The 25,771-nt window shown below is 62.3% G+C and carries 29 protein-coding genes; 17 read left to right on the forward strand and 12 right to left on the reverse strand.

Going from position 1 to position 25,771, the window contains the following annotated elements; all coding sequences use genetic code 11:
* Positions 1-34 precede the first annotated feature (34 nt).
* On the reverse strand, positions 35-1,198 hold the full coding sequence (locus AC02Y0_RS20675) for a M20 aminoacylase family protein (protein WP_476380924.1): 1,164 nt from the start codon (positions 1,196-1,198) through the stop codon (positions 35-37).
* 189 nt (positions 1,199-1,387) lie between these two features.
* Between AC02Y0_RS20675 and AC02Y0_RS20680 the strand changes: the two genes are divergently transcribed.
* Both AC02Y0_RS20680 and AC02Y0_RS20685 read left to right on the forward strand, forming a co-directional pair.
* Positions 1,388-2,479 carry a serine hydrolase gene (locus AC02Y0_RS20680; protein ID WP_476380926.1) on the forward strand — a complete coding sequence of 364 codons (1,092 nt, stop codon included), beginning with the start codon at positions 1,388-1,390 and terminating at the stop codon, positions 2,477-2,479.
* Positions 2,480-2,487: 8 nt separating this feature from the next.
* Entirely contained in the window at positions 2,488-3,618 is a 1,131-nt protein-coding gene (locus AC02Y0_RS20685; RefSeq protein ID WP_476380928.1) for a CobW family GTP-binding protein, read from the forward strand.
* Here AC02Y0_RS20685 and AC02Y0_RS20690 read toward each other — a convergent pair.
* The 5 genes from AC02Y0_RS20690 to AC02Y0_RS20710 form a co-directional block, all read right to left on the reverse strand.
* On the reverse strand, positions 3,615-3,869 hold the full coding sequence (locus AC02Y0_RS20690; RefSeq protein ID WP_476380929.1) for a sulfurtransferase TusA family protein: 255 nt from the start codon (positions 3,867-3,869) through the stop codon (positions 3,615-3,617). The genes AC02Y0_RS20685 and AC02Y0_RS20690 overlap by 4 nt on opposite strands.
* Before the next feature lie 4 nt (positions 3,870-3,873).
* A complete protein-coding gene (locus AC02Y0_RS20695) occupies positions 3,874-5,118 on the reverse strand; it encodes a L,D-transpeptidase family protein (RefSeq protein ID WP_476380931.1) in 1,245 nt (414 codons plus the stop codon).
* 182 nt (positions 5,119-5,300) lie between these two features.
* A complete protein-coding gene (locus AC02Y0_RS20700) occupies positions 5,301-6,254 on the reverse strand; it encodes an acetyl-CoA carboxylase carboxyltransferase subunit alpha (RefSeq protein ID WP_054149889.1) in 954 nt (317 codons plus the stop codon).
* Positions 6,255-6,316: 62 nt separating this feature from the next.
* A complete protein-coding gene (gene xerD / locus AC02Y0_RS20705) occupies positions 6,317-7,258 on the reverse strand; it encodes a site-specific tyrosine recombinase XerD (protein ID WP_476380933.1) in 942 nt (313 codons plus the stop codon).
* A 13-nt stretch (positions 7,259-7,271) separates the two neighbouring features.
* The gene (locus tag AC02Y0_RS20710; RefSeq protein WP_172450198.1) at positions 7,272-7,424 is read right to left on the reverse strand and encodes a hypothetical protein; all 153 of its coding nucleotides are present in this window, start codon (positions 7,422-7,424) and stop codon (positions 7,272-7,274) included.
* A gap of 144 nt (positions 7,425-7,568) precedes the next feature.
* Between AC02Y0_RS20710 and AC02Y0_RS20715 the strand changes: the two genes are divergently transcribed.
* The 3 genes from AC02Y0_RS20715 to AC02Y0_RS20725 are packed head-to-tail and all read left to right on the forward strand — an operon-like array spanning position 7,569 to position 10,587.
* Positions 7,569-8,159, forward strand: a complete 591-nt coding sequence (locus tag AC02Y0_RS20715; RefSeq protein WP_102020934.1) for a shikimate kinase — start codon at positions 7,569-7,571, stop codon at positions 8,157-8,159.
* A complete protein-coding gene (gene aroB / locus AC02Y0_RS20720) occupies positions 8,156-9,280 on the forward strand; it encodes a 3-dehydroquinate synthase (RefSeq protein WP_102020933.1) in 1,125 nt (374 codons plus the stop codon). The genes AC02Y0_RS20715 and aroB overlap by 4 nt, the downstream gene beginning before the upstream one ends.
* Positions 9,281-9,282: 2 nt before the next feature.
* The gene (locus AC02Y0_RS20725) at positions 9,283-10,587 is read left to right on the forward strand and encodes an HlyC/CorC family transporter (protein ID WP_476384102.1); all 1,305 of its coding nucleotides are present in this window, start codon (positions 9,283-9,285) and stop codon (positions 10,585-10,587) included.
* A gap of 12 nt (positions 10,588-10,599) precedes the next feature.
* On the opposite strand, the gene AC02Y0_RS20730 is transcribed toward AC02Y0_RS20725, so the two are convergent.
* Complete coding sequence (locus AC02Y0_RS20730; protein WP_113461457.1) at positions 10,600-10,881, reverse strand: BolA family protein; 282 nt, start codon at positions 10,879-10,881, stop codon at positions 10,600-10,602.
* Between the two features lie 102 nt (positions 10,882-10,983).
* On the opposite strand from AC02Y0_RS20730, the gene AC02Y0_RS20735 reads away from it, so the two are divergent.
* The 5 genes from AC02Y0_RS20735 to AC02Y0_RS20755 all read left to right on the forward strand — a co-directional run bounded on the left by AC02Y0_RS20735 (position 10,984) and on the right by AC02Y0_RS20755 (position 16,279).
* The gene (locus AC02Y0_RS20735; RefSeq protein WP_166600343.1) at positions 10,984-11,610 is read left to right on the forward strand and encodes a J domain-containing protein; all 627 of its coding nucleotides are present in this window, start codon (positions 10,984-10,986) and stop codon (positions 11,608-11,610) included.
* Positions 11,611-11,669: 59 nt separating this feature from the next.
* A complete protein-coding gene (gene cobS / locus AC02Y0_RS20740) occupies positions 11,670-12,662 on the forward strand; it encodes a cobaltochelatase subunit CobS (protein WP_102020930.1) in 993 nt (330 codons plus the stop codon).
* Positions 12,663-12,674: 12 nt separating this feature from the next.
* The gene (gene cobT, locus AC02Y0_RS20745; protein WP_476380935.1) at positions 12,675-14,570 is read left to right on the forward strand and encodes a cobaltochelatase subunit CobT; all 1,896 of its coding nucleotides are present in this window, start codon (positions 12,675-12,677) and stop codon (positions 14,568-14,570) included.
* A gap of 13 nt (positions 14,571-14,583) precedes the next feature.
* Positions 14,584-15,579 (forward strand): esterase-like activity of phytase family protein, encoded by a 996-nt coding sequence (locus tag AC02Y0_RS20750; RefSeq protein ID WP_476384103.1) that lies wholly within the window; start codon positions 14,584-14,586, stop codon positions 15,577-15,579.
* Between the two features lie 145 nt (positions 15,580-15,724).
* Positions 15,725-16,279 (forward strand): hypothetical protein, encoded by a 555-nt coding sequence (locus AC02Y0_RS20755; RefSeq protein ID WP_476380937.1) that lies wholly within the window; start codon positions 15,725-15,727, stop codon positions 16,277-16,279.
* 27 nt (positions 16,280-16,306) lie between these two features.
* Here the strand turns inward: AC02Y0_RS20755 and AC02Y0_RS20760 are convergent, their stop codons facing one another.
* Complete coding sequence (locus AC02Y0_RS20760) at positions 16,307-16,945, reverse strand: queuosine precursor transporter (protein WP_444556970.1); 639 nt, start codon at positions 16,943-16,945, stop codon at positions 16,307-16,309.
* A 152-nt stretch (positions 16,946-17,097) separates the two neighbouring features.
* Entirely contained in the window at positions 17,098-17,388 is a 291-nt protein-coding gene (gene rpmB / locus AC02Y0_RS20765; RefSeq protein ID WP_102020925.1) for a 50S ribosomal protein L28, read from the reverse strand.
* Positions 17,389-17,627: 239 nt separating this feature from the next.
* Between rpmB and AC02Y0_RS20770 the strand changes: the two genes are divergently transcribed.
* The 3 genes from AC02Y0_RS20770 to AC02Y0_RS20780 are packed head-to-tail and all read left to right on the forward strand — an operon-like array spanning position 17,628 to position 19,954.
* The gene (locus AC02Y0_RS20770; RefSeq protein ID WP_476380939.1) at positions 17,628-18,389 is read left to right on the forward strand and encodes a DUF3108 domain-containing protein; all 762 of its coding nucleotides are present in this window, start codon (positions 17,628-17,630) and stop codon (positions 18,387-18,389) included.
* Between the two features lie 33 nt (positions 18,390-18,422).
* Positions 18,423-19,301 (forward strand): aromatic amino acid exporter YddG, encoded by an 879-nt coding sequence (gene yddG, locus AC02Y0_RS20775; RefSeq protein WP_476380941.1) that lies wholly within the window; start codon positions 18,423-18,425, stop codon positions 19,299-19,301.
* A gap of 11 nt (positions 19,302-19,312) precedes the next feature.
* Positions 19,313-19,954 carry a lysoplasmalogenase family protein gene (locus AC02Y0_RS20780; RefSeq protein ID WP_476380943.1) on the forward strand — a complete coding sequence of 214 codons (642 nt, stop codon included), beginning with the start codon at positions 19,313-19,315 and terminating at the stop codon, positions 19,952-19,954.
* Positions 19,955-19,957: 3 nt separating this feature from the next.
* On the opposite strand, the gene AC02Y0_RS20785 is transcribed toward AC02Y0_RS20780, so the two are convergent.
* Positions 19,958-20,386: a cupin domain-containing protein gene (locus tag AC02Y0_RS20785; protein ID WP_444556974.1), complete on the reverse strand. Its 429-nt coding sequence runs from the start codon at positions 20,384-20,386 to the stop codon at positions 19,958-19,960.
* On the reverse strand, positions 20,386-21,156 hold the full coding sequence (gene gloB / locus AC02Y0_RS20790) for a hydroxyacylglutathione hydrolase (RefSeq protein WP_476380945.1): 771 nt from the start codon (positions 21,154-21,156) through the stop codon (positions 20,386-20,388). Before gloB ends, AC02Y0_RS20785 begins: the two co-directional genes overlap by 1 nt.
* 91 nt (positions 21,157-21,247) lie before the next feature.
* Here gloB and AC02Y0_RS20795 point away from each other — a divergent pair, with 91 nt between their 5' ends.
* From AC02Y0_RS20795 to AC02Y0_RS20805, 3 genes are all read left to right on the forward strand, one after another.
* The gene (locus AC02Y0_RS20795; RefSeq protein WP_102020919.1) at positions 21,248-22,000 is read left to right on the forward strand and encodes a class I SAM-dependent methyltransferase; all 753 of its coding nucleotides are present in this window, start codon (positions 21,248-21,250) and stop codon (positions 21,998-22,000) included.
* Between the two features lie 134 nt (positions 22,001-22,134).
* On the forward strand, positions 22,135-23,238 hold the full coding sequence (gene hisC, locus AC02Y0_RS20800; RefSeq protein WP_476380947.1) for a histidinol-phosphate transaminase: 1,104 nt from the start codon (positions 22,135-22,137) through the stop codon (positions 23,236-23,238).
* Positions 23,238-24,161 carry a prephenate/arogenate dehydrogenase family protein gene (locus AC02Y0_RS20805; protein WP_476380949.1) on the forward strand — a complete coding sequence of 308 codons (924 nt, stop codon included), beginning with the start codon at positions 23,238-23,240 and terminating at the stop codon, positions 24,159-24,161. Before hisC ends, AC02Y0_RS20805 begins: the two co-directional genes overlap by 1 nt.
* Positions 24,162-24,176: 15 nt before the next feature.
* Here AC02Y0_RS20805 and AC02Y0_RS20810 read toward each other — a convergent pair whose 3' ends face one another.
* The gene (locus tag AC02Y0_RS20810; RefSeq protein WP_476380951.1) at positions 24,177-25,187 is read right to left on the reverse strand and encodes a DUF2125 domain-containing protein; all 1,011 of its coding nucleotides are present in this window, start codon (positions 25,185-25,187) and stop codon (positions 24,177-24,179) included.
* 47 nt (positions 25,188-25,234) lie between these two features.
* Between AC02Y0_RS20810 and AC02Y0_RS20815 the strand changes: the two genes are divergently transcribed.
* Positions 25,235-25,768 carry a gamma-glutamylcyclotransferase gene (locus AC02Y0_RS20815; protein WP_476380953.1) on the forward strand — a complete coding sequence of 178 codons (534 nt, stop codon included), beginning with the start codon at positions 25,235-25,237 and terminating at the stop codon, positions 25,766-25,768.
* The last annotated feature ends 3 nt before the right edge of the window (positions 25,769-25,771 follow it).

Genomic DNA, 25,771 nt, shown 5'->3' on the forward strand with positions numbered 1-25,771 from the left:
AGCCAAGCAGTTTTGCGTGGTGGAAATGCCGTGCTCAGCGCGGCAGACGCTGTTCGGCCAGACGGACCCAGTAGGATATGCCGGCCGCGATCGCCTCGTCGTTGAAGTCGTAAGCCGGATTGTGAAGGCCGGCCGTCTCGCCATTGCCGATCATGATATAGGCGCCGGGGCGCGACTGGAGCATGAAGGCGAAATCCTCGCCGGCCATGCTCGGATCCACTTCGGTGTCGACATTGTCAGCACCCACCACGTCGATCGCGGCACGCGCCGCATAGTCTGTCTCGGCGGGATGATTGACGGTCACGGGGCAAGCGCGCTCGTATTCATATTCGATGGTTGCGCCATGGGCTGCCGCAATGCCTGTTGCGATCTCGCCGATCCGGCGCTCGGCCAGATCGCGCACGCCTTCGTCCAGCGAGCGCACCGTGCCGGAGATGAAGGCCTCTTCGGGAATGATGTTGTGGGTCGTGCCGGCATGAAACTGGGTGACGGAGACCACGACCGAGCGCAGCGGGTTGGCGTTGCGGGCGGCAATCGTCTGAAGGGCGCCTACGATCTGCGCGCCGATGACGATCGTGTCAGCCGTGTTGTGCGGTTCGGCCGCATGGCCACCGAGGCCGGTCAGCTTCAGCTGGAACTTGTCGGGAGCCGCCATGATGCCGCCCTTGCGGATGGCGAAGGTTCCCACGGGCTTTCCAGGCATGTTGTGCATGCCGTAGATCTCCGCGATGCCGAAGCGATCCATCATGCCGTCTTCGACCATGGCCAGTGCCCCACGCCCACCTTCTTCGGCTGGCTGGAAGACGACGGCCACGGAACCTGAAAAATTGCGGGTCTCTGCGAGGTATTTGGCGGCACCCAGCAACATGGCGGTGTGACCGTCATGGCCGCAGGCATGCATGCGTCCTGCAATGGTCGAAGCCCAGGGCTTGCCGGTGATTTCGTCCAGCGGAAGCGCGTCCATGTCGGCGCGCAGGCCGATGGTGCGGCCATCACCTCCCGATCCCTTGATGATGCCCACCACGCCGGTGCGGCCAAGCCCGGTCACGACTTCGTCTACGCCGAATTCGCGCAGCTTTCCTTCCACGAAGGCTGCCGTGTTATCAACGTCGTAGAGGATTTCCGGATTGGCATGCAGATGGCGGCGCCATTCAGTGGCCTCCGTTTGGAGTTCGGAGGCTCGGTTCAGAAGAGGCATTCTCTCGTCCTGGGTTCAGTCCTGGTCACGCACAACTCGCATCACGCGATTGTCGGACACGAATGTGCGCCTTTCAATTGACGTATTCAATGGGCTTTGCCATTCCTTCCCTACATAAGATCTCGTCACGTGTTGACGAAGGCCCAGCCGAACAAGAGGATCGAAGTCGTGTTTGCGAAACGTCCCCGCATGTTGTCTTCAACCGGATCCGTCCGCCGACTGGCGGTCGCCGTCTCGCTGGTGGCAATGGTTCTGCCGGGTTTGGCTGCCGCCAATCCGATGATGGTCGTCGATGTCGGCAGCGGCCGCGTGATCGCGCATCAGGAAGCCTTCCGCAAATGGTACCCGGCCTCGCTTACCAAGCTGATGACGGCCTATACGACCTTCCGCTCGATGCGGACGGGCGAGCTTTCCCCCGAAACAGTCGTCGTGATGAGCAAGCATGCGGCCGACCAGCCGGCCAGCAAGATGTATTTCAAGCCGGGCTCGAAGCTGACCCTCGACAGCGCGCTGAAGCTCTTGATCATCAAGTCGGCCAATGACGTGGCCGTCGCGATCGGGGAAACCGTGAGCGGTAGCGAGGGTGCGTTCGTTCAGCGGATGAACCAGGAGGCGCAGCGTCTCGGCATGACCTCCACGCGTTTCGTCAATCCCAACGGATTGCCGGGCAAGGGCCAGTATACGACGGCCCGTGACATGGCCCTTCTCGCGGCAACCATCAGGCGGGAATTCCCGGAATATGCCGGTTACTTCGCGCTCGAAGGGGTGACGACGGGCAAGAAGGACTATCCGAACTTCAATCTGCTCGTAGGCCGCTTTCCGGGCGCCGATGGCATGAAGACCGGTTATGTCTGCGCCTCCGGCTTCAACCAGGTGTCGTCTGCCACCCGTAATGGCCGCACGGTGATCTCAGTCGTGCTCGGTGCCGACAGTCTCGGCGCGCGCGCAGACCTGTCCGCCGAACTCCTGCAGAAGGGGCTGACGACAACGGTCGCCGGCAATCGGCTGGAGCAGCTCGCACCTTATGGCGAGGGGCTGGATCAGGTGACCGATATCAGCGCCCAGATCTGCAACCCGCAGGCGCGCAAGGTGCGAAGCGAAGGCCGCGACGAGGCCGGGCGGATGAAGCTGCTCTCGCCCTATATCCGCGAGATGGGTCGCCCGCCGGCCATGAGCTTCGCAGGCCTCATCCCGGGTAGCGAACCGGTCGAGTCCAAGAAGGGGGCCGGCACGGGCGAGATCGCCAATGTGCCGATCCCCAAGCCGCGTCCCACCTTCTGAGCTGATCCATGACCCAGACCCGTATTCCCGTTTCCATCCTCACCGGCTTCCTCGGTGCGGGTAAGTCGACGCTCCTCAACCGGCTCCTCAAGGATCCGGCGATGAAGGATGCCGCCGTCATCATCAACGAATTCGGCGAAGTCGGGATCGACCATCTCCTCGTCGAAGCCTCCAACGATGCCGTGGTCGAGCTCTCCGATGGCTGCCTCTGCTGCACGGTGCGCGGCGAGTTGGTCGACACGCTTGCAGAGCTGATCGACGGCATGCAGACCGGCAGGATCAAGCCTTTGTCGCGGATCGTCATCGAAACGACCGGGCTTGCCGATCCCGCACCTGTCATGCAGTCGGTCATGGGTCATCCCGCCGTCGCCCAGCATTTCGACCTCGATGGCGTCGTGACGGTCGTCGATGCGGTGAACGGTCTTTCGACCATCGATGCCTATCCGGAGGCCTACAAGCAGGTGGCTGTGGCGGACCGGCTGATCCTCACCAAGAAGACGCTCGCCGACGAGGCGACGATCGCAGCGCTCACCCAGCGCCTGCGGTCGCTCAATCCGCGTGCGCCGATCACCGATGGCGACGCCGAGGATGCCGGCTCTGCTGCCATGCTGGTCAACGGGCTCTACGATCCCGCAAGCAAGATCGCCGATGTCGGTCGCTGGCTGAAGGACGAGATGGCGGCGGACGATCACCACCACCACGACCACCACCATGGTCATGACCATCATGACCATCATCATGCGCACGACGTGAACCGTCACGGCGCCTCGATCCGGTCCTATTCGATCCTGCATGACGAGCCGATCGATCCGATGGCGATCAACATGTTCATCGATCTCCTGCGCTCCACGCACGGCGAAAAGCTTCTCCGGATGAAGGCGATCGTGGCGCTCACCGACCGGCCCGATAAGCCGCTGGTGCTGCATGGTGTGCAGTCGATCTTCCATCCGCCGGTGCGCCTGCCGGCCTGGCCAGAAGGGTCAGATCGCAAGACGCGGCTGGTGCTGATCACGAAGGATCTGTCGGAGAGCTATGTGCGCGACCTGTTCGGTGCCTTCACCGGCAAGCTTGCGATCGACCGGCCGGACCGCGCCGCGATGATGGACAATCCGCTGTCCATTCCCGGCTTCAAGTTCTAGCCAGTCTCGGCCTGTGGCTCGGCCACGCCCTTGCGGATATGAAAGCGGTGACCGCTCTCCAGCCGCTCCTGCGCCAGCAATTGGTGGCCGTCTTCATTGCAGAAATGCGGAATGTCGATGCCGGCGAGGGGATCGCTGGTTTCCACGATCAGTTCGTCACCGGGCTTCAAGTCGGCCATGCGGCGGCGCGTCTTCAAAACGGGAAGGGGGCATTTCAGCCCCCTCAGATCGTATGTCGGCGCCTCGGGCATGCTCTTACCAGAGCTTCCAGAAAGGCTTCTTCGGCGCGACTTCGGGAGCCGCCTGTGCCGTCTGCGGTGCAGGGGCGAGCGGGTTCGGCTGCGGAACGGGGATGACGGTTGTTCCCGTAGCCGCTGCCGCTGCCGTTGCGGCAGTCGTGGTCTGTGCGGCCTGGACCTGAGGATCGCCGTTCGGATTGGTCGCCATCTGGTTGACGGCAGCGGTGCCGTTGGCGGGTGTCGACATTGCAGGAGGGACATCGTCGATGTCGAGCAGCTTGCCGGCTTTCAGGGCAGAACCCGTCGGTGCGAAAGCCAGATCGTGCGAACGCGACTTGCGCAGGTCTGCCACCAGCGCCTTGCGCTCGGCTTCGGTCGGGTCGTACCAGATCTTGCCGTCGTATTTCTTCAGCGCCTTGGCATAGGCTGCGTCATAGGCCTCGTTGTAGCCGTTAAGCGCCACGGACAGGGCCGGCGGCGTGCTGATTGGCGGGCATGCACCCTGCGGATTGAAGCTCGAACCGGCCGGAGCTGTCTGGTTGAAGACATACTTCTTCTCGCAGACATTGACCTCGGGCGGACGCTTGGTCACTTCGAAGTGGTCGTAGCCAACCTTCAGCGTCTTCCAGAAATCATAATGCGGGCTATGGCGATGGCGCGCCATGTTTTCCGCCGTCATGCGGAAGGGGAAGGCCTGCAGCTGAACGGCCTGCTGGCCGCCCTTAAAGGCGTCACGCGCAAACGCATAGATTTCCAGCATCTGGGCATCGGTCATGGAATAGCAGCCCGAAGACGAGCAGGCGCCATGGATCATCAGATGCGTGCCGGTCCGGCCGTTCGCCCGGTCGAACTGGTTCGGGAAGCCGGTGTTGATGGCGAGGAAATACTTGGAATTCGGGTTCAGGTGATAAGGCGTCAGCGGATAGAAGCCTTCCGGCGCCTGGCGGTCGCCTTCCTTCACCTTCGGGCCCAGCCGGCCCGACCATGCACAGATGTCGTATTCGACGACCTTGTCGAAGCGGTTGTTGGTTTTTGCCTTCCAGACCTCGAGCTTGCCCTCTTCCTTGAAGATGCGGATCATGATCGGCGAGTTGCGATCCATGCCCTTCTTCTGGATTTCGGCGATCAGGCGAGCGGGCAGCGGCTGCGCGACCTTGTTGGATACCCGCGGCGTATCATAGGCCGCGCTCTCCAAAGTGTCGTTGCAGCCAGCCAGGGCGGCGGCGAAAAACAGAACCAGGGCCGTCGATGTCAAGCGCATGCGCGAACGCTCTTTCCAGGAACACATGTTGCAGCTCGAAACGAGCCTTTTCATGCGTAGTTTAGAACTGCTTTCTTCACAAATTATAAACCAATCGCCACCGATTTCGCCATTGGTCTTCCGGCGCTAGTCCTGCAAAGCGGCGGAGTGATGGCGAATGGTCGCAGCCCTGAAGCGAAACCTCAGAGATTGCGGCCGATATCGAGGAATTTCTGGCGGCGGTCGGCGCGCAGCTTGTCGCCCGGCAGCGGGGTCAGTTCGGCAAGCGCACTGGCAATCACGTCACCGGTCATGCCGATCACCCGGTCCGGAGCGCGATGTGCGCCGCCAACGGGTTCCGGAATGATGGCGTCGATGATGCCAAGACCCTTCAGGTCTTCCGCCGTGATCTTCATGTTGGTCGCAGCTTCCTTGGCGCGGGTGGAATCGCGCCAGAGGATCGAGGCTGCACCTTCCGGCGAGATGACCGAATAGATCGCGTGTTCCAGCATGTAGACGCGGTTGCCGGTTGCGATCGCGATCGCGCCGCCCGAGCCACCTTCGCCGATAACGACGGAGACCATCGGCACCTTGAGGCCGAGACACATCTCGGTGGAGCGGGCAATCGCTTCCGCCTGGCCGCGTTCCTCTGCGCCAACGCCCGGATAAGCGCCGGCCGTGTCGATCAGGGTGATGACTGGCAGGCCGAAGCGGTCGGCCATTTCCATGACACGGATCGCCTTGCGATAGCCTTCGGGACGCGGGCTGCCAAAGTTGTGCTTGATGCGCGACTTGGTGTCGTTGCCCTTTTCCTGGCCGATCACGGCGACCGGCTGGCCGCGGAAGCGGGCGAGGCCAGCCTGGATGGCAGCGTCCTCGGCAAACTTGCGGTCGCCGGCCAGCGGCGTGAATTCGGTAAACAGCGCTTCGGCATAGTCGACGAAATGCGGCCGCTGCGGATGGCGCGCGACCTGCGTCTTCTGCCAGGCGTTGAGCTTCGAATAGATCTCCACCATCGCCTCGTCGACGCGGCTTTCCAGCCGGCTGATCTCTTCAGACGTGTCGATGCTCTCGTCCTCTTCCGCGATCTTCTTCAGTTCGCGGATCTTGGCCTCGAGGTCGGAGATTGGCTTTTCGAAGTCGAGATAGTTGTGCATGAACTCCGTTCCGATCGTTCGTTCCTGGCGCTCGCCGCCCTCAGGAACCGGCTTTGCCGGTCCTAATCGGGGTTTTTGGCCTGTTTTGCAAGGGGGTGATGCGTATGCACCAGTTGCTGCAGGCGTTCATCGAGCACATGCGTATAGATTTGTGTCGTTGAAATGTCGCTGTGGCCGAGCAGTTCCTGCACGGCGCGAAGGTCCGCACCATTGCCGAGAAGGTGGCTTGCGAAGGCGTGTCTGAGCACGTGTGGAGAGACCGCATTCGCCGACAAACCGGCACGGATCGCCAGATCCTTGAGTTCACGGGCGAAGACCTGGCGGGGCACGTGGCCCTCCTTGCTCGCTGCCGGAAAGAGGAAGGGGCTGTCTGCGTGTGCCGGGTCAGCCCCCCGGATTTTACCGTATCGCGCCAGAGCCTCGATGGCTGTGCGCGACAGCGGCACCAGTCGTTCCTTGTTGCCCTTGCCTCGCACCAGAAGGAAGCGCCCTTCCTGGGTCAGCACCTTCACCGGAAGCGAGACAAGTTCGCTGACGCGCATGCCGGTCGCATAGAGAAGTTCGAGAAGTGCCAGCCTCCTGATCTTCGTCGGCTGATCCGGCCCTTCGAGGTTCGCTTCCGCTTCGGCAAGCGACAGGAGGCCGGTCACATCCTCGACCGAGAGCACCTTGGGCAAGGGCCGCGATTTCTTCGGTGCATCGAGGATCGATGTCGGATCGTCGCCGCGCAGACCTTCCGCATAGAGAAACTTGTAGAACTGCCGCATGGCCGACAGGCGCCTGGCCTGGGAGGTCGGCTGGAAACCGCGCCGGGCGAGATCGGAAAGGTAGGCTGTGAGGTCGTCGCGTGTTGCAGCACCCAGGCTTACCTTGCGGCCCGACAGGAAGTCCGAGAGGTCGTCCAGATCGCGCTGATAGGAGATGAGCGTGTTTTCGGCTGCCCCGCGCTCTGCGCTCAGCATTTCCAGGAAGGCTTCGACGCGCGCGCTGCTGAGATCCGACATAAAGTGGTTCCTGCTACTGCTCGACCGGATTGATCCGCTCCGAGGGAATGCGCACGGTAACGTCCCGCTCCCGTGGCTCGACGAAGACCGCAAACGACCACATGGTCACATAGACCAGGCCGACGATGGTCCCGCAGACGAAGAGGAAGCGAAACAGTGTGGGCATGGTCGGTCCTTAACTTGTCGTCACAACACATAGGTTCAAGCATGGCGTTTACCAAGGCCGGGACAGGTCCCTTGGAATTGCAGCCATGGCTTGACGCTAGCCTCCTATATGTCAATAGGTCATGAAACAGTCGTGAACAGGCCGATGACCGATACGATCCTCAACCTTGCTCCCAGTCTGGGTGAGCGCGCCAAGGCGGCGCTCGGCAAACGCAATCTCGTTCTCGTCGGCCTGATGGGCGCTGGCAAGTCGGCGATCGGCCGCATCGTCGCGCAGCAACTCGGCTTGCCCTTCATCGACACCGATACCGAGATCGAGCGGGTCTCGCGCATGTCGATTTCTGAACTCTTTGCCGCCTACGGCGAGGAGGAGTTCCGGGCGCTCGAAACCCGCGTGATCAAGCGCCTGCTCAGAACCGGGCCACGCGTCGTCTCCACCGGCGGCGGGGCCTTCATCAACGAAAAGACCCGCAAGCAGATCGAGCGGGGCGGTGTTTCGGTCTGGCTCAGTGCCGACCTCGACGTGCTCTGGGAGCGTGTCAACAAGCGGGATCATCGGCCGCTTCTGAAGACAGAGAACCCAAAGCAGACCCTTCAGGACCTGATGGACAAGCGTTATCCCATCTACGGGCTCGCCGACATCACCGTCCAATCGCGCGACGTGCGCAAGGAAGTCATCGCCAATGAGGTCCTGACCTCGGTGATCGAACATTTCGGCAAGGACAAGACGCAATGACGAAGCTCGAGACATCGGAACGCCTGGTGCATGTGCCGCTGGGCGAGCGCTCCTATGATATCCTGATCGGACCCGGCCTCATGGCGCGTGCCGGCGGCGAGATCACGAGCCGCATCAAGGGTCGCCGTGCCGCCATCGTCACGGACGAAAATGTCGGCGCGCGTTATCTCGACGGGTTGATGGACAGCCTGCAGACCGATGGCATCGAGGCAGTCTCGGTGACCCTCCCGGCCGGCGAGAAGACGAAGAGCTTCGACTATCTCACCAAGGTCTGCGACGTGCTGCTCGAAGCGCGCATCGAGCGCAACGATACGGTGATTGCGCTTGGCGGCGGTGTCATCGGTGACCTCACCGGCTTTGCCGCCGGCATCGTGCGGCGTGGCGTGCGCTTCGTGCAGATCCCGACCTCGCTTTTGTCCCAGGTCGACAGCTCGGTTGGCGGAAAGACCGGCATCAATGCCCGCCAGGGTAAGAACCTTGTCGGCATCTTCAATCAGCCGGATCTGGTGCTTGCCGATACCGATGTGCTCGACACGCTGTCGGAGCGCGAATTCCGAGCCGGTTACGCCGAAGTTGCGAAATACGGCCTGATCGACAAGCCCGACTTTTTCGAATGGCTGGAGAACAACTGGCGCGACGTGTTTGCCGGCGGTGCGGCGCGCATCGAGGCGATTGCCGTCTCCTGTCAGGCCAAGGCCGATGTGGTGGCTGCCGACGAGCGCGAAAACGGTCGCCGCGCGCTGCTCAATCTCGGCCATACCTTCGGACACGCGCTCGAAGCCGCAACCCAGTATGACAGCAGCCGTCTGGTGCATGGGGAAGGGGTGTCGATCGGCATGGTGCTCGCCCATCGCTTCTCGGCCCGCATGAATCTTGCAAGCCCGGATCTTGCGGATCGTGTCGAGGCGCATCTGAAGGCCGTCGGCCTGCCCACCCGCATGGATCAGATCCCCGGCGAACTGCCGCCGACGGAGGTGCTGATGGATGCCATCGCCCAGGACAAGAAGGTGAAAAGCGGCAAGCTCACCTTCATCCTCACCCGCGGTCTCGGCCAGTCCTTCGTCGCCGACGACGTGCCCGCCTCTGAAGTTCAGCGTTTTATCGAGGAGATGCGTCCATGATGATGATCGAGCAAATCCTCGCCAGTCTCGGCGAATACTGGCTGACCCTGGTCGCCATCCTGCTCTTGATCTGTGCCTCTGCCTTCTTCTCCGGGTCTGAGACAGCGCTTACTGCAACGTCTCGTGCGCGCATGCACAGCCTGGAGGTGAATGGCGATCTGCGCGCGGGCGTGGTCAATTTCTTGATCGAGCGGCGTGACAGGCTGATCGGTGCCCTGCTGATCGGCAACAACCTGGTCAACATTCTCGCCTCGTCCCTGACGACCAGCCTGTTCCTTGGCCTGTTCGGAGATTCAGGCGTCGCCATCGCCACGCTTCTGATGACGGTCCTGCTCGTCATCTTCTCGGAAGTTCTGCCGAAGAGCTGGGCGATCTCGACACCAGAGCGGTTTGCACTGTTTGTGGCACCGCTCGTGCGCCCTTATGTGGCGGTTGTCGGTCCGCTCTCCAGCCTCGTCAACTGGATCGTGCGCAAGCTGCTCGGCCTGTTCGGCGTCTCGATTTCCGGCGAGGCCTCGATGCTTTCGGCCCATGAAGAGCTGCGCGGCGCCGTGGCGCTGCTGCATCGCGAGGGGTCTGTTATCAAGGCAGACCGTGACCGTCTCGGCGGTGTTCTCGATCTCGGCGAGCTCGAAGTCTCCGATATCATGATCCACCGCACCGCGATGCGTGCCGTCAATGCCGACGAGCCGCCGGAAGTTGCGATCCGCAATATCCTCGAAAGCCCCTATACGCGTATGCCGGTCTGGCGTGGGGCGACCGACAACATCATTGGCATCATCCACGCGAAGGACCTGATCCGGGCGCTGGCCGAGCCGAATGTCGAGCCGCAGGATCTCGATATCGTCAAGATCGCGCAGAAGCCCTGGTTCGTGCCCGATACCACCAACCTCAAGGACCAGCTCAACGCCTTCCTGCGTCGCAAGACCCATTTTGCCGTCGTCGTCGATGAATATGGTGAGGTGCAGGGCGTGGTGACGCTGGAAGACATCCTGGAAGAGATCGTCGGCGACATTTCCGACGAACACGATCTGGAAATCCAGGGCGTGCGGCAGGACAGCGACGGCTCGATCGTCGTCGATGGCGGCGTGCCGATCCGCGACCTCAATCGCGCCATGGACTGGCTGCTGCCGGACGAAGAAGCGACCACGATTGCCGGCCTCGTCATCCACGAGTCGAAATCGATCCCCGAGGAGCGCCAGGCTTTCACCTTCTACGGCAAGCGCTTCATCGTGTTGAAGCGCGAGAAGAACCGCATCACGCGGCTGCGCATCCGCCCGATCGACGCCGCCGAACCGGCGGAATGATCGTATCCGAGTTTACCAGCGTGTGGGCTCGCCCGGGGCGGCGGGCTCGATGGCTAGCGCATGCAGGCCGGCGTCCAGCTCGGGCTTCAGCAGATCGGTTACGGCCCGATGGCGGGCCAGGCGCGTCATGCCAGAAAAGGCCGATGCCACGATGCGCACGCGCATATGAGTCTCGCCGGTGCCGGTGATATCGGGCTGATGGCCGGCATGGTGATGGCTTTCGTCGATCACGACGAGCCGCTCGGGGCTGAAAGCCTCCGTGAGACGGGTCTCGATCCGGCTCTTTACCGACATGGTCTGCCTCTTCCTGCTGCTTCGCAAAACGCCCCACAAAGCGCGTAACAAACCGGTTTGTCAATTCTTGTCCGGCTCCAGCCTACGCCCCATAATTACGGCATGAAACTCGACTCGAAATACTTCGATCGGATCCGGACCCGGCGAAAGCGGGAGGCCGAGCCCGAGCCATCCAATCCAGTGTGCCAATGGGACGGCTGCGACAAGCCGGGTGCTCATCGCGCACCTGTGGGCCGCCATGCCGAAGGCCAGTTCTTCCTTTTCTGCTTCGAGCACGTGAAGGATTACAACAAGGGCTACAACTACTTCTCCGGCCTCTCTGACACCGAGATCGCGCGCTACCAGAAGGAGGCGATCACCGGTCATCGCCCCACCTGGACCGTCGGCGTCAACAAGGCGGCGAAAGCAAGCCCGCTTCACTCCACCATGCGCTCTGGTTCGGCTGCGTCACAGGCGCGCATGAAGGACCCGTTCGGCTTCGTCCAGCAAGGGCGCGGCGGCGCGTCGCGCTATCAGGCGGCGGATCGAAAACTCAAGACTCTCGAGGCAAAAGCCCTTGATACGCTTGGGCTTAACGTCAGCTCCACGCCGACCGACATCAAGACCCGCTACAAGGAGCTTGTAAAAAAACACCATCCTGACGCAAATGGCGGAGACAGGGCTTCTGAAGAGCGTTTTCGCGCTGTCATTGAAGCCTACAAATTGTTAAAGCAGGCCGGTTTCTGTTAGTCCAAACATACAGCAGCGATGAGATGCGGCCGGTCGGTGGCGCCCGGCATGGAGAAACGATGAGCAAAATTGATCTTGATATTACCAATCTCCCCGACACCACCGTGTCGGTGCGCGAAGTGTTTGGTATCGACAGTGACATCCGGGTGCCTGCCTATTCCAAGGGTGACGCCTATGTGCCGGATCTCGATCCGGACTATCTCTTCGACCGTGAAACCACGCTCGCCATTCTCGCCGGCTTTGCGCACAATCGCCGCGTCATGGTCTCCGGCTTCCACGGCACGGGTAAGTCGACGCATATCGAGCAGGTCGCGGCCCGCCTCAACTGGCCTTGCGTGCGCGTCAACCTCGACAGCCATGTCAGCCGTATCGATCTCGTCGGCAAGGACGCCATCGTCCTCAAGGACGGCAAGCAGATCACCGAATTCAAAGACGGCATCCTGCCCTGGGCCTACCAGCACAATGTCGCGCTCGTCTTCGACGAATACGATGCCGGCCGCCCGGATGTCATGTTCGTCATCCAGCGCGTGCTGGAGTCGGCCGGCCGCCTGACCCTGCTCGACCAGAGCCGTGTCATTCGTCCGCATCCCGCTTTCCGCATCTTCGCGACCGCCAACACTGTTGGCCTCGGCGACACGACCGGCCTCTATCATGGCACGCAGCAGATCAACCAGGCCCAGATGGACCGCTGGTCCATCGTCACCACGCTGAACTATCTGCCGCACGACAAGGAAGTCGACATCGTCTCCGCCAAGGTGAAGAGCTTCGGCTCGACCGCCGAGGGTCGCGATACCGTGTCGCGCATGGTCCGCCTTGCCGATCTCACGCGCGCCGCCTTCGTCAATGGCGATCTCTCGACCGTCATGAGCCCGCGTACCGTCATCACCTGGGCCGAAAACGCCGAGATCTTCGGCGATGTCGCCTTTGCCTTCCGAGTCACCTTCCTCAACAAGTGTGACGAGCTGGAGCGTACGCTGGTTGCCGAGCAGTATCAGCGCGCCTTCGGCGTGGAACTCAAGGAAAGTGCGGCCAATATCGTACTCGGCGCATAAGGACTGAGAAGCATGGCAGGGCGCGGCGACAATTCGAAGGCCAAGGCTGGCGGCAGCGTGGATACCGAGCCGCTGCGCCGTGCCATCACCGGCTGCGTGCGCTCGATCGCGGGTGATCCGCAGGTCGAGGTCGCCTTCGCCAATGACCGCCCCGGCATTGCCGGCGAGCGCATCCGCCTGCCGGATATCTCCAAGCGTCCAACCGCCCATGAACTCGCCGTGACCCGTGGTCTCGGCGACAGCATGGCGCTTCGGATCGCCTGCCATGACCAGAAGGTGCATGCCAGCATGGCGCCGCAGGGTGCCGATGCCCGTGCCATCTTCGATGCCGTGGAGCAGGCACGCGTCGAGTCGCTCGGCTCGTTGCGTATGCCCGGCGTCGCCTCGAATATCCAGTCGATGAACACCGAGAAATACGCGAAAGCCAATTTCTCGACCATCAGCCGTCAGGAAGATGCGCCGATCGGCGAAGCCGTGGCCATGCTGGTGCGCGAAAAGCTCACCGGCCAGAAGGCCCCTGAGTCTGCCGGTAAGGTGCTCGACCTCTGGCGCCCGTTCATCGAGGATAAGGCCGGTGCCGACCTCGATAACCTTGCCACTGTCATCGAAGACCAGCAGGCTTTCTCCCGCGTGATCCGCCACATGCTGTCGGCCATGGAAATGGCTGAGGACATGGGCGATGATCAGGAGCAGAGCGAGGATGAGCAGTCTTCCGATGAGGAGCAGCCGCGCAGCGGCGAGCAGGATCAGGAGTCGTCGGAAGACGAAGCCGGTCAGGATTCCGCCCCTGCGGAAGAAAGCGAAGCCTCGCAGGAACAGCTCGACGATGGCGAGATGGACGGTGCCGAGATTTCCGAAGAGGAGATGTCGGACGAAGGCGACGACGAGAGCGAGACGCCCGGCGAAATGCGCCGTCCGGCGACCCCTTTCGACGATTTCAACGAGAAGGTCGACTACAAGATCTTCACCCAGGAATTCGACGAGGAAATCACCGCCGAAGAGCTTTGCGATGAGGCTGAACTCGACCGCTTGCGTGCCTTCCTCGACAAGCAGCTTGCCCACCTGCAGGGCGCCGTCGGCCGACTGGCTAACCGCCTGCAGCGCCGCCTGATGGCGCAGCAGAACCGGTCCTGGGACTTCGACCTCGAAGAGGGCTATCTCGACCCGGCGCGCCTGACGCGCCTGATCATCGACCCCATGCAGCCGCTCTCCTTCAAAAAGGAGAAGGACACCAAATTCCGCGATACCGTCGTGACGCTCGTCATCGACAATTCCGGCTCGATGCGCGGCCGTCCGATCACGGTTGCGGCCTCCTGCGCTGATATTCTCGCCCGCACGCTGGAGCGTTGCGGCGTCAAGGTCGAGATCCTTGGCTTCACCACCAAGGCCTGGAAGGGCGGACAGTCCAGAGAGAAGTGGCTCGCAGGCGGCAAGCCGCCGGCGCCCGGCCGTCTCAACGACCTGCGCCACATCATCTACAAGTCCGCGGACGCCCCCTGGCGCCGTTCCAGGCGCAATCTCGGCCTGATGATGCGCGAAGGCCTGCTCAAGGAAAACATCGACGGTGAAGCGCTGATGTGGGCGCATAACCGTCTGATCGGTCGCCGCGAGCAGCGCAAGATCCTGATGATGATCTCGGACGGCGCACCGGTCGACGATTCGACGCTGTCGGTGAACCCCGGGAACTATCTGGAGCGGCATCTGCGCGCTGTCATCGAGCAGATCGAGACCCGCTCGCCGGTCGAGCTTCTCGCCATCGGTATCGGCCACGATGTCACGCGCTACTATCGTCGCGCCGTCACCATCGTCGATGCCGACGAGCTGGCGGGCGCCATGACCGAACAGCTTGCCTCGCTCTTCGAGGAAAAGCCCTCTGGCGGCACAGGCCGGGCGCGCCTGCGTGCCTGAGCGATCCGCACGGATGCTGGCGAGCGCCTGCGCGCTCTCCGCCCTCGTGGCGCTCGCGTCCTGCACGCCGGCTACCATACCCCCAGGTGAGATGCTGCCGATCGCCGTCGAAAGCAGTGTGATCGACGATCTCGGTGGTAATCCGACGCTGTCACCGGGCCTCACCTTTCTGGGCGGCATTGAGCTTTCCTCGCCGGAGGCGCTCTTCGGCGCGTTCTCCTCGATCCGCTTCCGCGACGACAAATCCTTCCTCGGTGTCTTCGATACCGGCTACTGGATCGAGGGGCGTATCCTGCGCGATGCGGAGGGGCGTCTGGCCGGGGTCGAGGCTGTCCGTCTCGCGCCGCTCCTCGACGCCTCGGGACGCGAGAGCCGAAGCAAATTCCAGGTCGATGCCGAGAGCCTGGCTCTGGATGGGGATCGCGGCTTTGTCGGCTTCGAGCAGCGCCATCGTGTGCTCGCTTATGCACCGCTCTCTGATCTTGGCAAGGCGCTGCCGTCCGCTCCGCTCGCCTTTCCCTTCGACCTCGACATCCTGCACAGCAATGGCGGTTTCGAATCCCTCGTGATTGCGCCCAAGGGCAGCCCCGTAGAGGGTGCGCTGGTCGCAATCTCGGAGAAGAGCTTCGACGAGAACGGCAATCTCTATGCCGCCATCGTCGGTGGAGCGCTTACCGGTGAATTCCGCGTGCGCCCACGTGATGACTTCGAGATCACCGATTCCACCTTCCTCCCCGACGGCGATCTCCTGCTGCTCGAACGCCGCTTCTCTATCGCGACCGGTGTCGGCATGCGGCTGCGCCGTATCGAAGGCGCGAGCCTGAGGCCGGATGCCGTGGTCGATGGAGAAATCCTGTTCGAAGCGAATTACCGCTCCCAGATCGACAATATGGAAGGCCTCGACGCCATCCCTGAGGCAGATGGCTCCGTCCGCCTGATCGTCGTGTCGGACGACAACCATTCGATCCTGCAGCGCAGCCTCATGCTCGAGTTCCGCTTGGACAAGTGACGCATGTCGGGCGCATTTTCCCGCGCGTTCGAAAAGCACCTGTTAACGGACAATCCAAGATCCCCTGTCGCGACCCCGCCGTGCGGTTGTCATTTCTGCCGATCCCAATCAGGCTGATCCCGATATCGTCAAGGACAGGGCCAATTTGAGCGCACAGGATCAGGAGATCACCGTCAGTCAGTCCATCCCCACGCCCCTGCGCGTGTTGCTGGCCTGTTTGGCAGTTGGGCTGCTGTTGTTGTTGTGGGATGAGTTGGGAGGAGGCCTGTGGCCTTTCTCAACGCTGACACCGTTTTTCGCCATCATTGTTGTCGGCGGTTCGGGTGTTTTGCTGAGCTTCCTGGTTTTTTCGGTCGCCGGACCGGATGAGCGCTGGACCTTTCGTCCTGGCATCATCGACGTGGAGCAACGTCTGTTTGATCGCCGACACCTTTTCCAGATGTTACCAGAAGACGGCGACTGTCAGGTCATCAAATCAGACACATCAGACTCGGGCGAGAGTTGGCACATCGTCATTCAGCTGAATACGCCTATTCCGGCGCCGGAGGATTCGCTGTTTCGTCTGGTGCTCACCCTGTTCAGATGGAGATTCCGAACGCAGCTGTCTTCTCCAGCTTTTTCCTGCGAGGAGCGGGCGCGGCATGCCCTCGACGTGCTTTTGCGAGAGCGCGGAGAGCGCGGAGAGCCGGGATCTGCGTGATCTCGGCTCTCCAAGGCTGTAGACGCCTCAGGCCGAACGAGCGGCCGTCGGCATGGGCCGCACAACGCTCATCAGGGCGCCGTAGGGCAGAAGCATGATCACGCCGATCAGCATCTTCACGCCGAAGTCGGCGATCGCCCAAGAGATCCAGCGCGGTGCCTCCGCCGACATCACGCCGAGGATCGGGGCGGCGGCGATCGCGAAGTCGTCATTCGGGCCGATGAAGCCAAAGACGGGTGCGAAGGACAGCGAGAAGAAGATCACTGTGTCGAGCGCCGAGCCGATCAACGAGCCCATCAGCGGCGCTTTCCACCAGGACTGCTGGCGCAGCCGGTTGAAGACCGAGATGTCGAGAAGCTGGCCGACCAGGAAGGCCGTGCCGGACGCGACCGCGATCCGCGGCGTGGCAAGCAGGATCGACAGGAGAACGCCGGCGATGAAGCCGACCAGCACCACACGGCGCGCGACCTGAGGTCCGAACTGACGATTGGTCAGGTCGGTGACGAGGAAGGCGATCGGATAGGTGAAGGCGCCGAAGGTCAGGAGATCGGCGAGATTGATGCCGGCCAGGACACCGTTGACCGGGTGCTGGACGAGGAAGTTCGATGCGACGACGATGGTCGTCATCAGAAGGCTGTAGATAAAGAAATAGCGCTTGTTCAGCATTTTTTTATCCTGGGTGATGCCACCAGTTGGAGGGACAATACTGTAAAGGGCGGATGCGCACGCCAGGCATTTGGCCTGCATGAACATCCCAAACGAAAAGGCTTGCCCGGCGAACCGGTCAAGCCTTTCGAAAGTCTGGCCGAATGACGCTATTAAGCGGCTTCAGCGGTCTTCTTGACGATCTGGCGACGCAGCAGACGAGCGCGCATGCTCAGGTCGTTTTCAGAAGCCTTGATCAGGAATGCGTCGAGACCACCGCGATGCTCGACCGTGCGCAGGGCAGCAGCCGAAACGCGCAGGCGGAAGCGCTGGTTCAGAGCGTCCGAGATCAGCGTGACGTCGCACAGGTTCGGAAGGAACCGGCGCTTGGTCTTGTTGTTCGCGTGGCTCACGTTGTTGCCCGACTGGACGCCCTTGCCGGTCAATTCGCAACTGCGGGACATGGTACACCTATTGTTTTTCTAGGCCATCGCATCGCTTCCGGCCAAATGCCGGCGAGGCAATCCAACAGCGTCTGATTGGAAAGTTGCGGTTCTATAGTCAGTGAGAACCGGCGCGTCAAGCCAAACCTTGGATTTTCCGGGCGGCAGGGCGGGTGTAGGATATTTTCTTGCCACAGTCCACGGCGAGACTGCATGTTCTCGACGCCGGTTCGCCGGCATTCCCCTGATGGAGATGGCCTTTGCGTCCGACCGGCTTCCTGACCGCCTTCCTCGTCCTTGTCGCCGGTGGTGCCGGTGCTGCCGATTATCGTTACGACACGTCCTACAAGGTTTCTCTCGGTGTCTTGCCGATTGCCCGCATGACGTTCCAGACGGCCGTCGAAAACGAGCGCTACACGATTTCCGGCCAGTTTCATTCATCGAGCCTCGTTGACATCGTGCGCGAGGTTTCTGCCGACAGCACCGTCTCGGGTCGCATGTCCGGCGGTGCCATGAGCCCGGAGCGCTATGTGCTCGACTACAAGAGCGGCAAGCGCAATCACGTCTACGAGGTGCTTTTTGCCGGCGGCAATGTGGTGGAAACCAAGGTGACGCCGGAGCGGCCGAAGCCGGATAGCTGGGTGCCGGTTCCGCCAGCCGATCTGCGGTCGGTCTTCGATCCGATCGGCGCCCTGCTCATTCCGGGTGATGCGGATGTCTGCGCGCAGACGCTGCCAGTCTATGACGGCGAGAGCCGCATGGATCTGGTGCTGTCGCCCAATCGCTCCGAGAGCTTCTCTGCGGGCCGCGCCAAGGGCGACGCGATCGTCTGTTCCGTGCGCTACGTGCCAAAGTCCGGCTATCGCAAGGGACGCAAGGACATCGAATATCTGAAGTCGGTCACCGGCATGGAGATCTGGTTTGCCAAGACGGCGACGCTGAAGCTATATGCTCCAGTCTATGCGAAGATCCCGACCCGCTACGGGACGGTGCATGTGACCGCAGAAAAGTTCGACGGCTAATTTCAGCGGGCGAGCCCCGCATCAGGGGATTTCATGAAGACCAAGGCAACGCTCATCGGGTTCACGGCGATCCTGATGTGGTCCTTTCTCGCCCTCATGACGGCAGCCTCCGGCACCATGCCGCCCTTCCAGCTTTCGGCAATCACCTTCGCCATCGGCAGCCTGCCCGGCATCGCACTGTTCATTGCCCGGCCGGAGCGGTTGAAGGAATTGCGCCAGCCGCCGAAGGTCTGGCTCGTCGGTGTCGGCGGTCTCTTCGGCTACCACTTTCTCTATTTTACGGCTCTCAGGAATGCGCCGGCCGTCGAGGCTGGGCTCATCGCCTATCTCTGGCCGCTCCTGATTGTCGTCGGCTCGGCCCTCCTGCCGGGCGAGAGGCTCGGCTGGCACCATATCGTCGGTGCGCTCTGCGGTCTCGCCGGCACCGTGCTCATCGTCGGCAAGAACGGCTTCGCCTTCGATCCAGCCTATAGCCTCGGCTATTTCACGGCTTTCCTCTGCGCCTTCACCTGGGCTGCCTATTCGCTTGTCAGCCGCAAGTTCGAGAAGGTCTCGACCGATGTGGTCACCGGCTTCTGCCTTGCCACCTCGATCCTGTCTCTCGTCTGCCATCTGGCGCTCGAGACCACCGTCTGGCCGGATACGACGGGGCAATGGGCGGCGGTGGTCGGCCTTGGGCTGCTGCCGGTCGGGCTTGCCTTCTATGTCTGGGACTATGGCGTCAAGAACGGCGATATCCAGATTCTCGGCGCATCCAGCTATGCGGCACCGCTTCTCTCGACGCTGATCCTGATCATTTTTGGCTTTGGCGAGATTAGCGTCAGAATTGGCCTGTCCTGCCTGCTCATCACCGGTGGCGCCGTGCTCGCCGCTCGCGATATGATCTTCAGGAAAACGGAACGGCCGACCTGACGGGAGATTGAATGGCGACTGCGACCGGCATCTTCTGTCTCTCGGTCGCGCTCGGTACCAGCTATCTCTGGATCCTGCCGCAGGACAAGACCGTGTTCCGCGCCGTCTGGAAGACGCTGCCGGTCCTGCTGCTTGCGCTCTACGCCTTTCTCATCGGCGCCCATCCCCTGCTGGTCGCGGCACTGGCGCTCGGCGCGCTGGGTGACTGGTCGCTGGCCTTCGAGGGGGACCGCGCCTTTGTCGGCGGGGTCGCGTCCTTCCTGTCCGCCCATGTCGCCTATGTCGCGCTGCTCGCCACCATCACCGATCCCGAGGTCGCCTTTGCCGAACCGTGGCGGGTGACGGCCGGCCTTCTCGTGGCACTCGTGACAACAGGCGTTCTCATGCGCATCTGGAAGCCAGCCGGCCGGCTGGCGCTCCCGATCGGCATTTATGTGCTCTTGTTCATGGTGCTTGTCTGGCTGACGCTCGGCCTTGCCAATCCGCTGGTCTTTGTCGGCGCGAGCCTGTTCATCCTCTCCGACATCGTGCTGACGATCCGGAAATACTGGACGGGGCCTGGCCACAGGATCGATGGTGCCGCTGCCTATTTCGTCTGGGTCACCTATTATGCAGCGCAGGTGATCCTGACGCTGACACTGTCTGAGGCCTGACCTTCAGGCTTGCTGGCCAGGCGCCCAGCCGGGCGGTGCCATCTCGAAGACCGCGAAGTCGAAGCCCGGGGCGACGGTGCAGCCGACCAGGGTGAACTCACCGAGGCTTTCAGCTGCCTGCCATTCGTCTGCATCGATGATCGCCTGTGGGCGCTCGCCTGCGGCGAGGTCGAGACCCAGGACCACCGTCTCCTGGTGCACACCGTCTTTCGACCGATGCAGCGCGAGCGGCGCGCCTGCATAATAGTGCCAGGCTTCGGCTGCGTCCTTCACCTTGTGCCAGTGCGATCTCTCGCCCTTCTCCAGCAGGTAGTAGATCGCCGTCGAGTGGCCGCGCGGGCCGCCGTGTTCGTCGCGATACGTCTCCACATACCAGCCGCCCTCGGGATGGCGCTGCATGCCGAGGGTTTCGATGATGTCGGCTGCCTGCATCAAAATGTGTCCTTGCGTTTGCGGATCTCGGCGAAGACCTCGTCATTGGTCGCACCTTCCATGCCGAGTGTCCGGCGTACATCCGGGTCGCCGGCGCGCAGGAAGGGGTTGGTCTCCTTCTCCAGCCCGATCGTCGTCGGAATGGTGAAATCGCCACGTGCCCGCTGGGATTCGATCAGCTCCGCTCTGGACCTAAGACGCATATTCTCAGGGTCGATGGTCACGGCGAAACGCGCATTGGAAAGCGTGTATTCGTGGCCAAAATAGACGATCGTTTCGTCGGGCAGGGCGGCAAGTTTCTGCAGCGAATGCCACATGTCGAGCGCCGAGCGTTCGAACAGGCGCCCGCAGCCGAGCGCAAACAGCGTGTCGGCGGCAAAGAGCAGCATGTCGTCGGGGAAGTGGTAGCAGATATGGCCCGCCGTATGCCCTGGCGTTTCGATCACGCGCACCGGCCGTTTGCCGAAGGTGAATTCGTCGCCGTCGCCGACGGTCCGGTCGATACCGGGGATCGCGGCTGCCTCATTGCGCGGGCCGATGATCTGGCAGCCGTATTTCTCCTTCAGCGCCAGATTGGCTTCAACGTGGTCGCCGTGGTGATGCGTGGTCAGGACATGGGTGATCGTCCATCCGCGCTTCTCCGCCGCCTTGACGATCGGATCGAGTTCCGGCGCATCGATCGTCGCCGTCTCGCCCGTTTCCGGGCAGTGAAGAAGTACGCCGAAGTTGTCACTTCGGCAGATGAAAACTTCAATCTGCAGTGATTTCATTGTCGACCCGCTTTTTTATGTCCCACCTCGTTGCTGCGAATGTACCCTCTCGCGGCTTGAAGTCCAATGATGGGCTGCTAACAATAAGTTCATGCATGTCGATATCGTCGATCTGAGGCAGTTTTATTATACGATGCTTGGCCGCGTGGCCGAGCAGTCGATCGCGCTGGCCGTTTCCTCGGTCTGGGCACGGCTGCCGCAGGAGCGGCTGGTCGGCATCGGCTACTGCATTCCCTTTCTCGAACGCTTCCGCGCCGATACCGAGCGCACCATGGCCTTCATGCCGGCCGGGCAGGGAGCTGTGAACTGGCCGGTCGGGGAGCCGTCCGCCACGGCACTGGTCTTCGATGAGGAGCTTCCGCTGCCGGACAGTTCCGTTGACCGCGTGCTGATGGTCCATTCGCTGGAATTTGCCGAGAACCCGCGCGAGACGCTGAAGGAAGTCTGGCGGGTGCTGGCACCCGGCGGTCGCCTGGTCATTGTTGTGCCCAATCGTCGTGGCGTCTGGGCGCGCATGGAGCACACGCCTTTCGGCTCTGGGCGACCCTATTCGCGGGGCCAGCTGACCTCGCTCTTGCGCGAGACCAATTTCACACCCGGCGCCTCCGCCGAGGCCTTGTTCTTCCCGCCGTCGAAGATCCGGGCGATCCTCAGGCTTCGGCGCGGTTTCGAGCGTCTCGGCCGCATCCTCTGGCCCGCCTTTTCCGGCGTTATCGTCGTGGAAGCCCAGAAGCGCCTCTATCAGGGCCTGCCCGTTGCCTCGCGCGCCTCCCGTCGCGTCTTTGCTCCGGTGCTCGCACCGCAGGGCGTGCCGACGACCCGTAGTCGGTCGCCCGAGGTCTGAAACGCCTGTTGTGCCGGGCGTCCGCCGGACAGGCTGCGGCGCTCGCCCGCCTCGACAAAGCGCGTTTTCCGCAGTAATCCCAATCCCATGTGAAGGGGTGGCCTCTTGCCATCCAACGGCCGGGAATGAGCCTCATGAACGCCTCGACGAAGCCGACACCCCGTCCCGGGGTTATGGAGATCGCCGCCTATGTTCCTGGCAAGGACCATGCGGGCGGGGTTTCGCGCGTCTTCAAGCTGTCGTCGAATGAAACGCCTGTTGGTCCAAGCCCCAAGGCCATGGACGCCTTTCGCATGGCTGCTGAAACGCTTGAGATCTACCCCGACGGTCAGGCCCGCATGCTGCGCGATGCCATCGCCGAGGTGCATGGCCTGAACCCGGCCAATATCCTCTGCGGCAATGGTTCGGGCGAATTGCTGGCGCTGCTTGCCAATATCTATCTCGGCCCCGGCGACGAAGCCATCATCACAGAGCATGGTTTCCTGCTCTACCGCATCCAGATCCTGGCATCAGGCGGAACGCCAGTGACGGTCAAGGAAACCGATCGGCGCGTCGATGTCGATGCGATCCTTGCTGCCATCACCGAGCGCACGAAGATCGTATTCCTCACCAATCCAGGCAATCCGACCGGCACCTACGTGCCCTATGCCGATATCAAGAGGCTGCATGCGGCGTTGCCTGCGCATGTCATCCTGGTGCTCGACGCCGCCTATGCTGAATACGTCCGCCGCAACGATTACGAGGCCGGTATCAAGCTGGTCTCTGCCAACCGCAATGTCGTCATGACCCGGACCTTCGCCAAGGTCTACGGGCTTGCGGCTCTGCGCATCGGCTGGATCTATGGCCCCGCCGAGATCATCGATACGATGAACCGGGTGCGCGGACCATTCAACATTAACACGCCGGCGCTTCTCGCCGGAGCTGCTGCCATGCGCGATCAGGCGCATGTGGCGAAAGCCGTCGAGCACAACCAGGTCTGGCTCGCGCGCGTCTCGGAGGCGCTGTCGGCGCTTGGCCTCGAGGTCACGCCCTCGGTGACGAATTTCATCCTGATCCACTTCCCCGATCAGGACGGAAAGCGGGCCGCGGATGCCGATCGCTTCCTGACAGAACGCGGCTTCGTCTTGCGCGCGGTCTCGTCCTATGGTTTTCCCAATGCACTCCGCATGACGATCGGCAGCGACGAGGCCAATACCGGCGTCATCGCCGCCCTCACTGAATTCATGGAACGCACGTGATGTCTGAAATCCTGTTCGACCGCATCGCCCTGATCGGTATCGGCCTTATCGGCTCGTCGATCGCCCGCGACGTCAAGAAGCTTGGGCTGGCGAAAGAGGTTGTCATTTCGACCCGCAGCGCCGAGACGCTGAAGCGGGCGGAAGAGCTGGAACTGGGCACGGCTTACGTCACCTCGGCAGCCGAAGCAGTGAAGGATGCCGATCTCGTCATCGTCTCCGTGCCGGTCGGTGCTTCCGAAGCGGTTGCCCAGCAGATTGCGCCAAACCTGAAACCCGGTGCCATCGTCACCGATGTCGGCTCGACCAAAGCATCCGTCATCGCGCAGATGGCACCGCATATGCCTGACGGTGTGCATTTCATTCCCGGCCACCCTCTTGCGGGTACGGAAAAATCGGGTCCCGACGCCGGTTTCCCGGGCCTCTTCAAGGGGCGCTGGTGCATCTTCACGCCGCTCGTAGGCACGGACGTCCAGGCGATGGCCCGTCTGCGCGGCTTCTGGGAGGCGCTGGGGTCGATGTGTGATGAGATGGATCCCCAGCACCACGACAAGGTGCTCGCCATCGTCTCGCACCTGCCGCACATCATCGCCTACAACATCGTCGGCACGGCCGACGACCTGGAAACGGTGACGGAATCGGAAGTCATCAAGTACTCGGCCTCGGGTTTCCGAGACTTCACCCGTCTTGCGGCGTCGGACCCGACGATGTGGCGGGATGTCTGCCTGCATAACAAGGATGCGATACTCGAAATGCTGGCACGCTTTTCGGAGGACCTCGCCTATCTGCAGCGGGCGATCCGCTGGGGCGAAGGCGATAAGCTGTTCGAACTCTTCTCGCGCACCCGCACCATCCGTCGCTCGATCGTTCAGGCCGGCCAGGATGTCGACGTGCCGGACTTCGGCCGTCACGCGCTGGACAAGTGAACCGTCTCCGCCGCGTCAGAGCGGCGGGATTTGCCCAAGCGGGATAAAGCCGAGCATCGCGACGCCGTTTTCGATGGTGATCTCGGCCTCGCTGTTGTCGCGACCGAAGGCGAGCGCCCGCAGCACGTTGGCGACATTGTCGATCATGTCTGACTGATCCGGATAGGCCGTCTTCACGGCATCCCGCCAGGCGCGGATCTGTTCGACCTGCAGCTTGATCCGTCCGGAAATCATCCCGTCATCGCCGACCTGGAAGGGGCCGCTCAGGGTCAGCACGCGGCCTTCGCCGAGATCGACGACCATGCGGCGGATTTCACCTTTGGTGCCGTAGAGCCGCTGATCCTGCGCCACCCTCGGATCGAGCAGGCCACCCTTGTCGGCGAGAGTCGCGTCGAGGCTGGCGGAGATCGGTGGCAGCGCAATCTTCTCGCCGCCGATGGACACGCCGAGATCACGGATGATCGTCGCGTAGTCGAGATTGCCGTCGTTCTGGCGCACATGCGACTGGGCGCTGGGTGCGGTCACCTGTAGGGCCAGGCTGGAGACCGTCGAGGTCACTGTCGCGTTCAAGCCCTCCAGCATCAGCGAACTGCGCGACAGGCCCGAGAGCCCGATGCGGAAGCTCGACTGCATGTTGGTCCAGTCGAGCGCCGTGTTGAAGCCGAGTGCCGAGCGAATCTCCGCCGGTGCATCCATCTCCCAGACCACATGGCCCGGATTGTAGATCTGCGCTGCGGCCCGCACCGGACCGAAGGAGGCAGCGACCCCCTGGAAATGATCGTCGAAGGCGAGGCGGGAGCAGTTGAGCCGGAAGCGGAAGGGATAGCCGCCCATCGTTGCATCTTCGCAGGAGGCGGTGACGCCTGCCGGATTTCCGCCGCCGAAGAAGGTCAAAATGCGCTTCTTCAGGAATTCTGCAGCGAAATACCACCCGACGCTATAGACAGCGATGACGAGGACGATCAAAACCCCGAGCCGGACAACCTTTCGGCTGATCGGGCTTTCCGGCGCGGTCGACATGGCCATGGGTGCTCCTCGTTTCGAACTTCTCGTGTCTTTGATTGGCGTGCGATATGGACGAATTTTGGGTCTTTGGCTACGGCTCGCTGATGTGGAATCCCGGCTTTCCCTATGAGGAACGGGTGCTTGCCCGTCTCGGAGGTTATCGCCGCTCGCTCTGCGTCCGCTCCTATGTTCACCGCGGCACCGAAGAGCGACCGGGGCTCGTGCTCGGGCTGGATCGCGGCGGTTCCTGCAAGGGCGTCGCCTTTCGCGTGGCGCCTGCTGACTGGCAGTCCACCGTGGACTATCTGCGCGAACGCGAACTCGTCACAAGTGTCTATCTCGAACGCACCGTCCGAACCCGTCTTGCCGATGGTCGCGACGTCCGCGCCCTGACCTACGTCATCGACCGTGCCCATTCGCAATATGCCGGCGCCGTCACCGTCGAGGAAGCGGCCCGCATCGTCGAAGGCGCCGTCGGCCGCTCCGGTCCCAATCCGGTCTATGTCGCCAATACCGTCGCCCATCTGCGCGAGCTCGGCATTCGCGATCATTGGCTCGAAAGCGTGGCTTCAGCCGTCGTCAGCGATCCCGCCTCCGACTGATCC

Source organism: Allorhizobium sp. nf9_anc, from assembly GCF_056323085.1.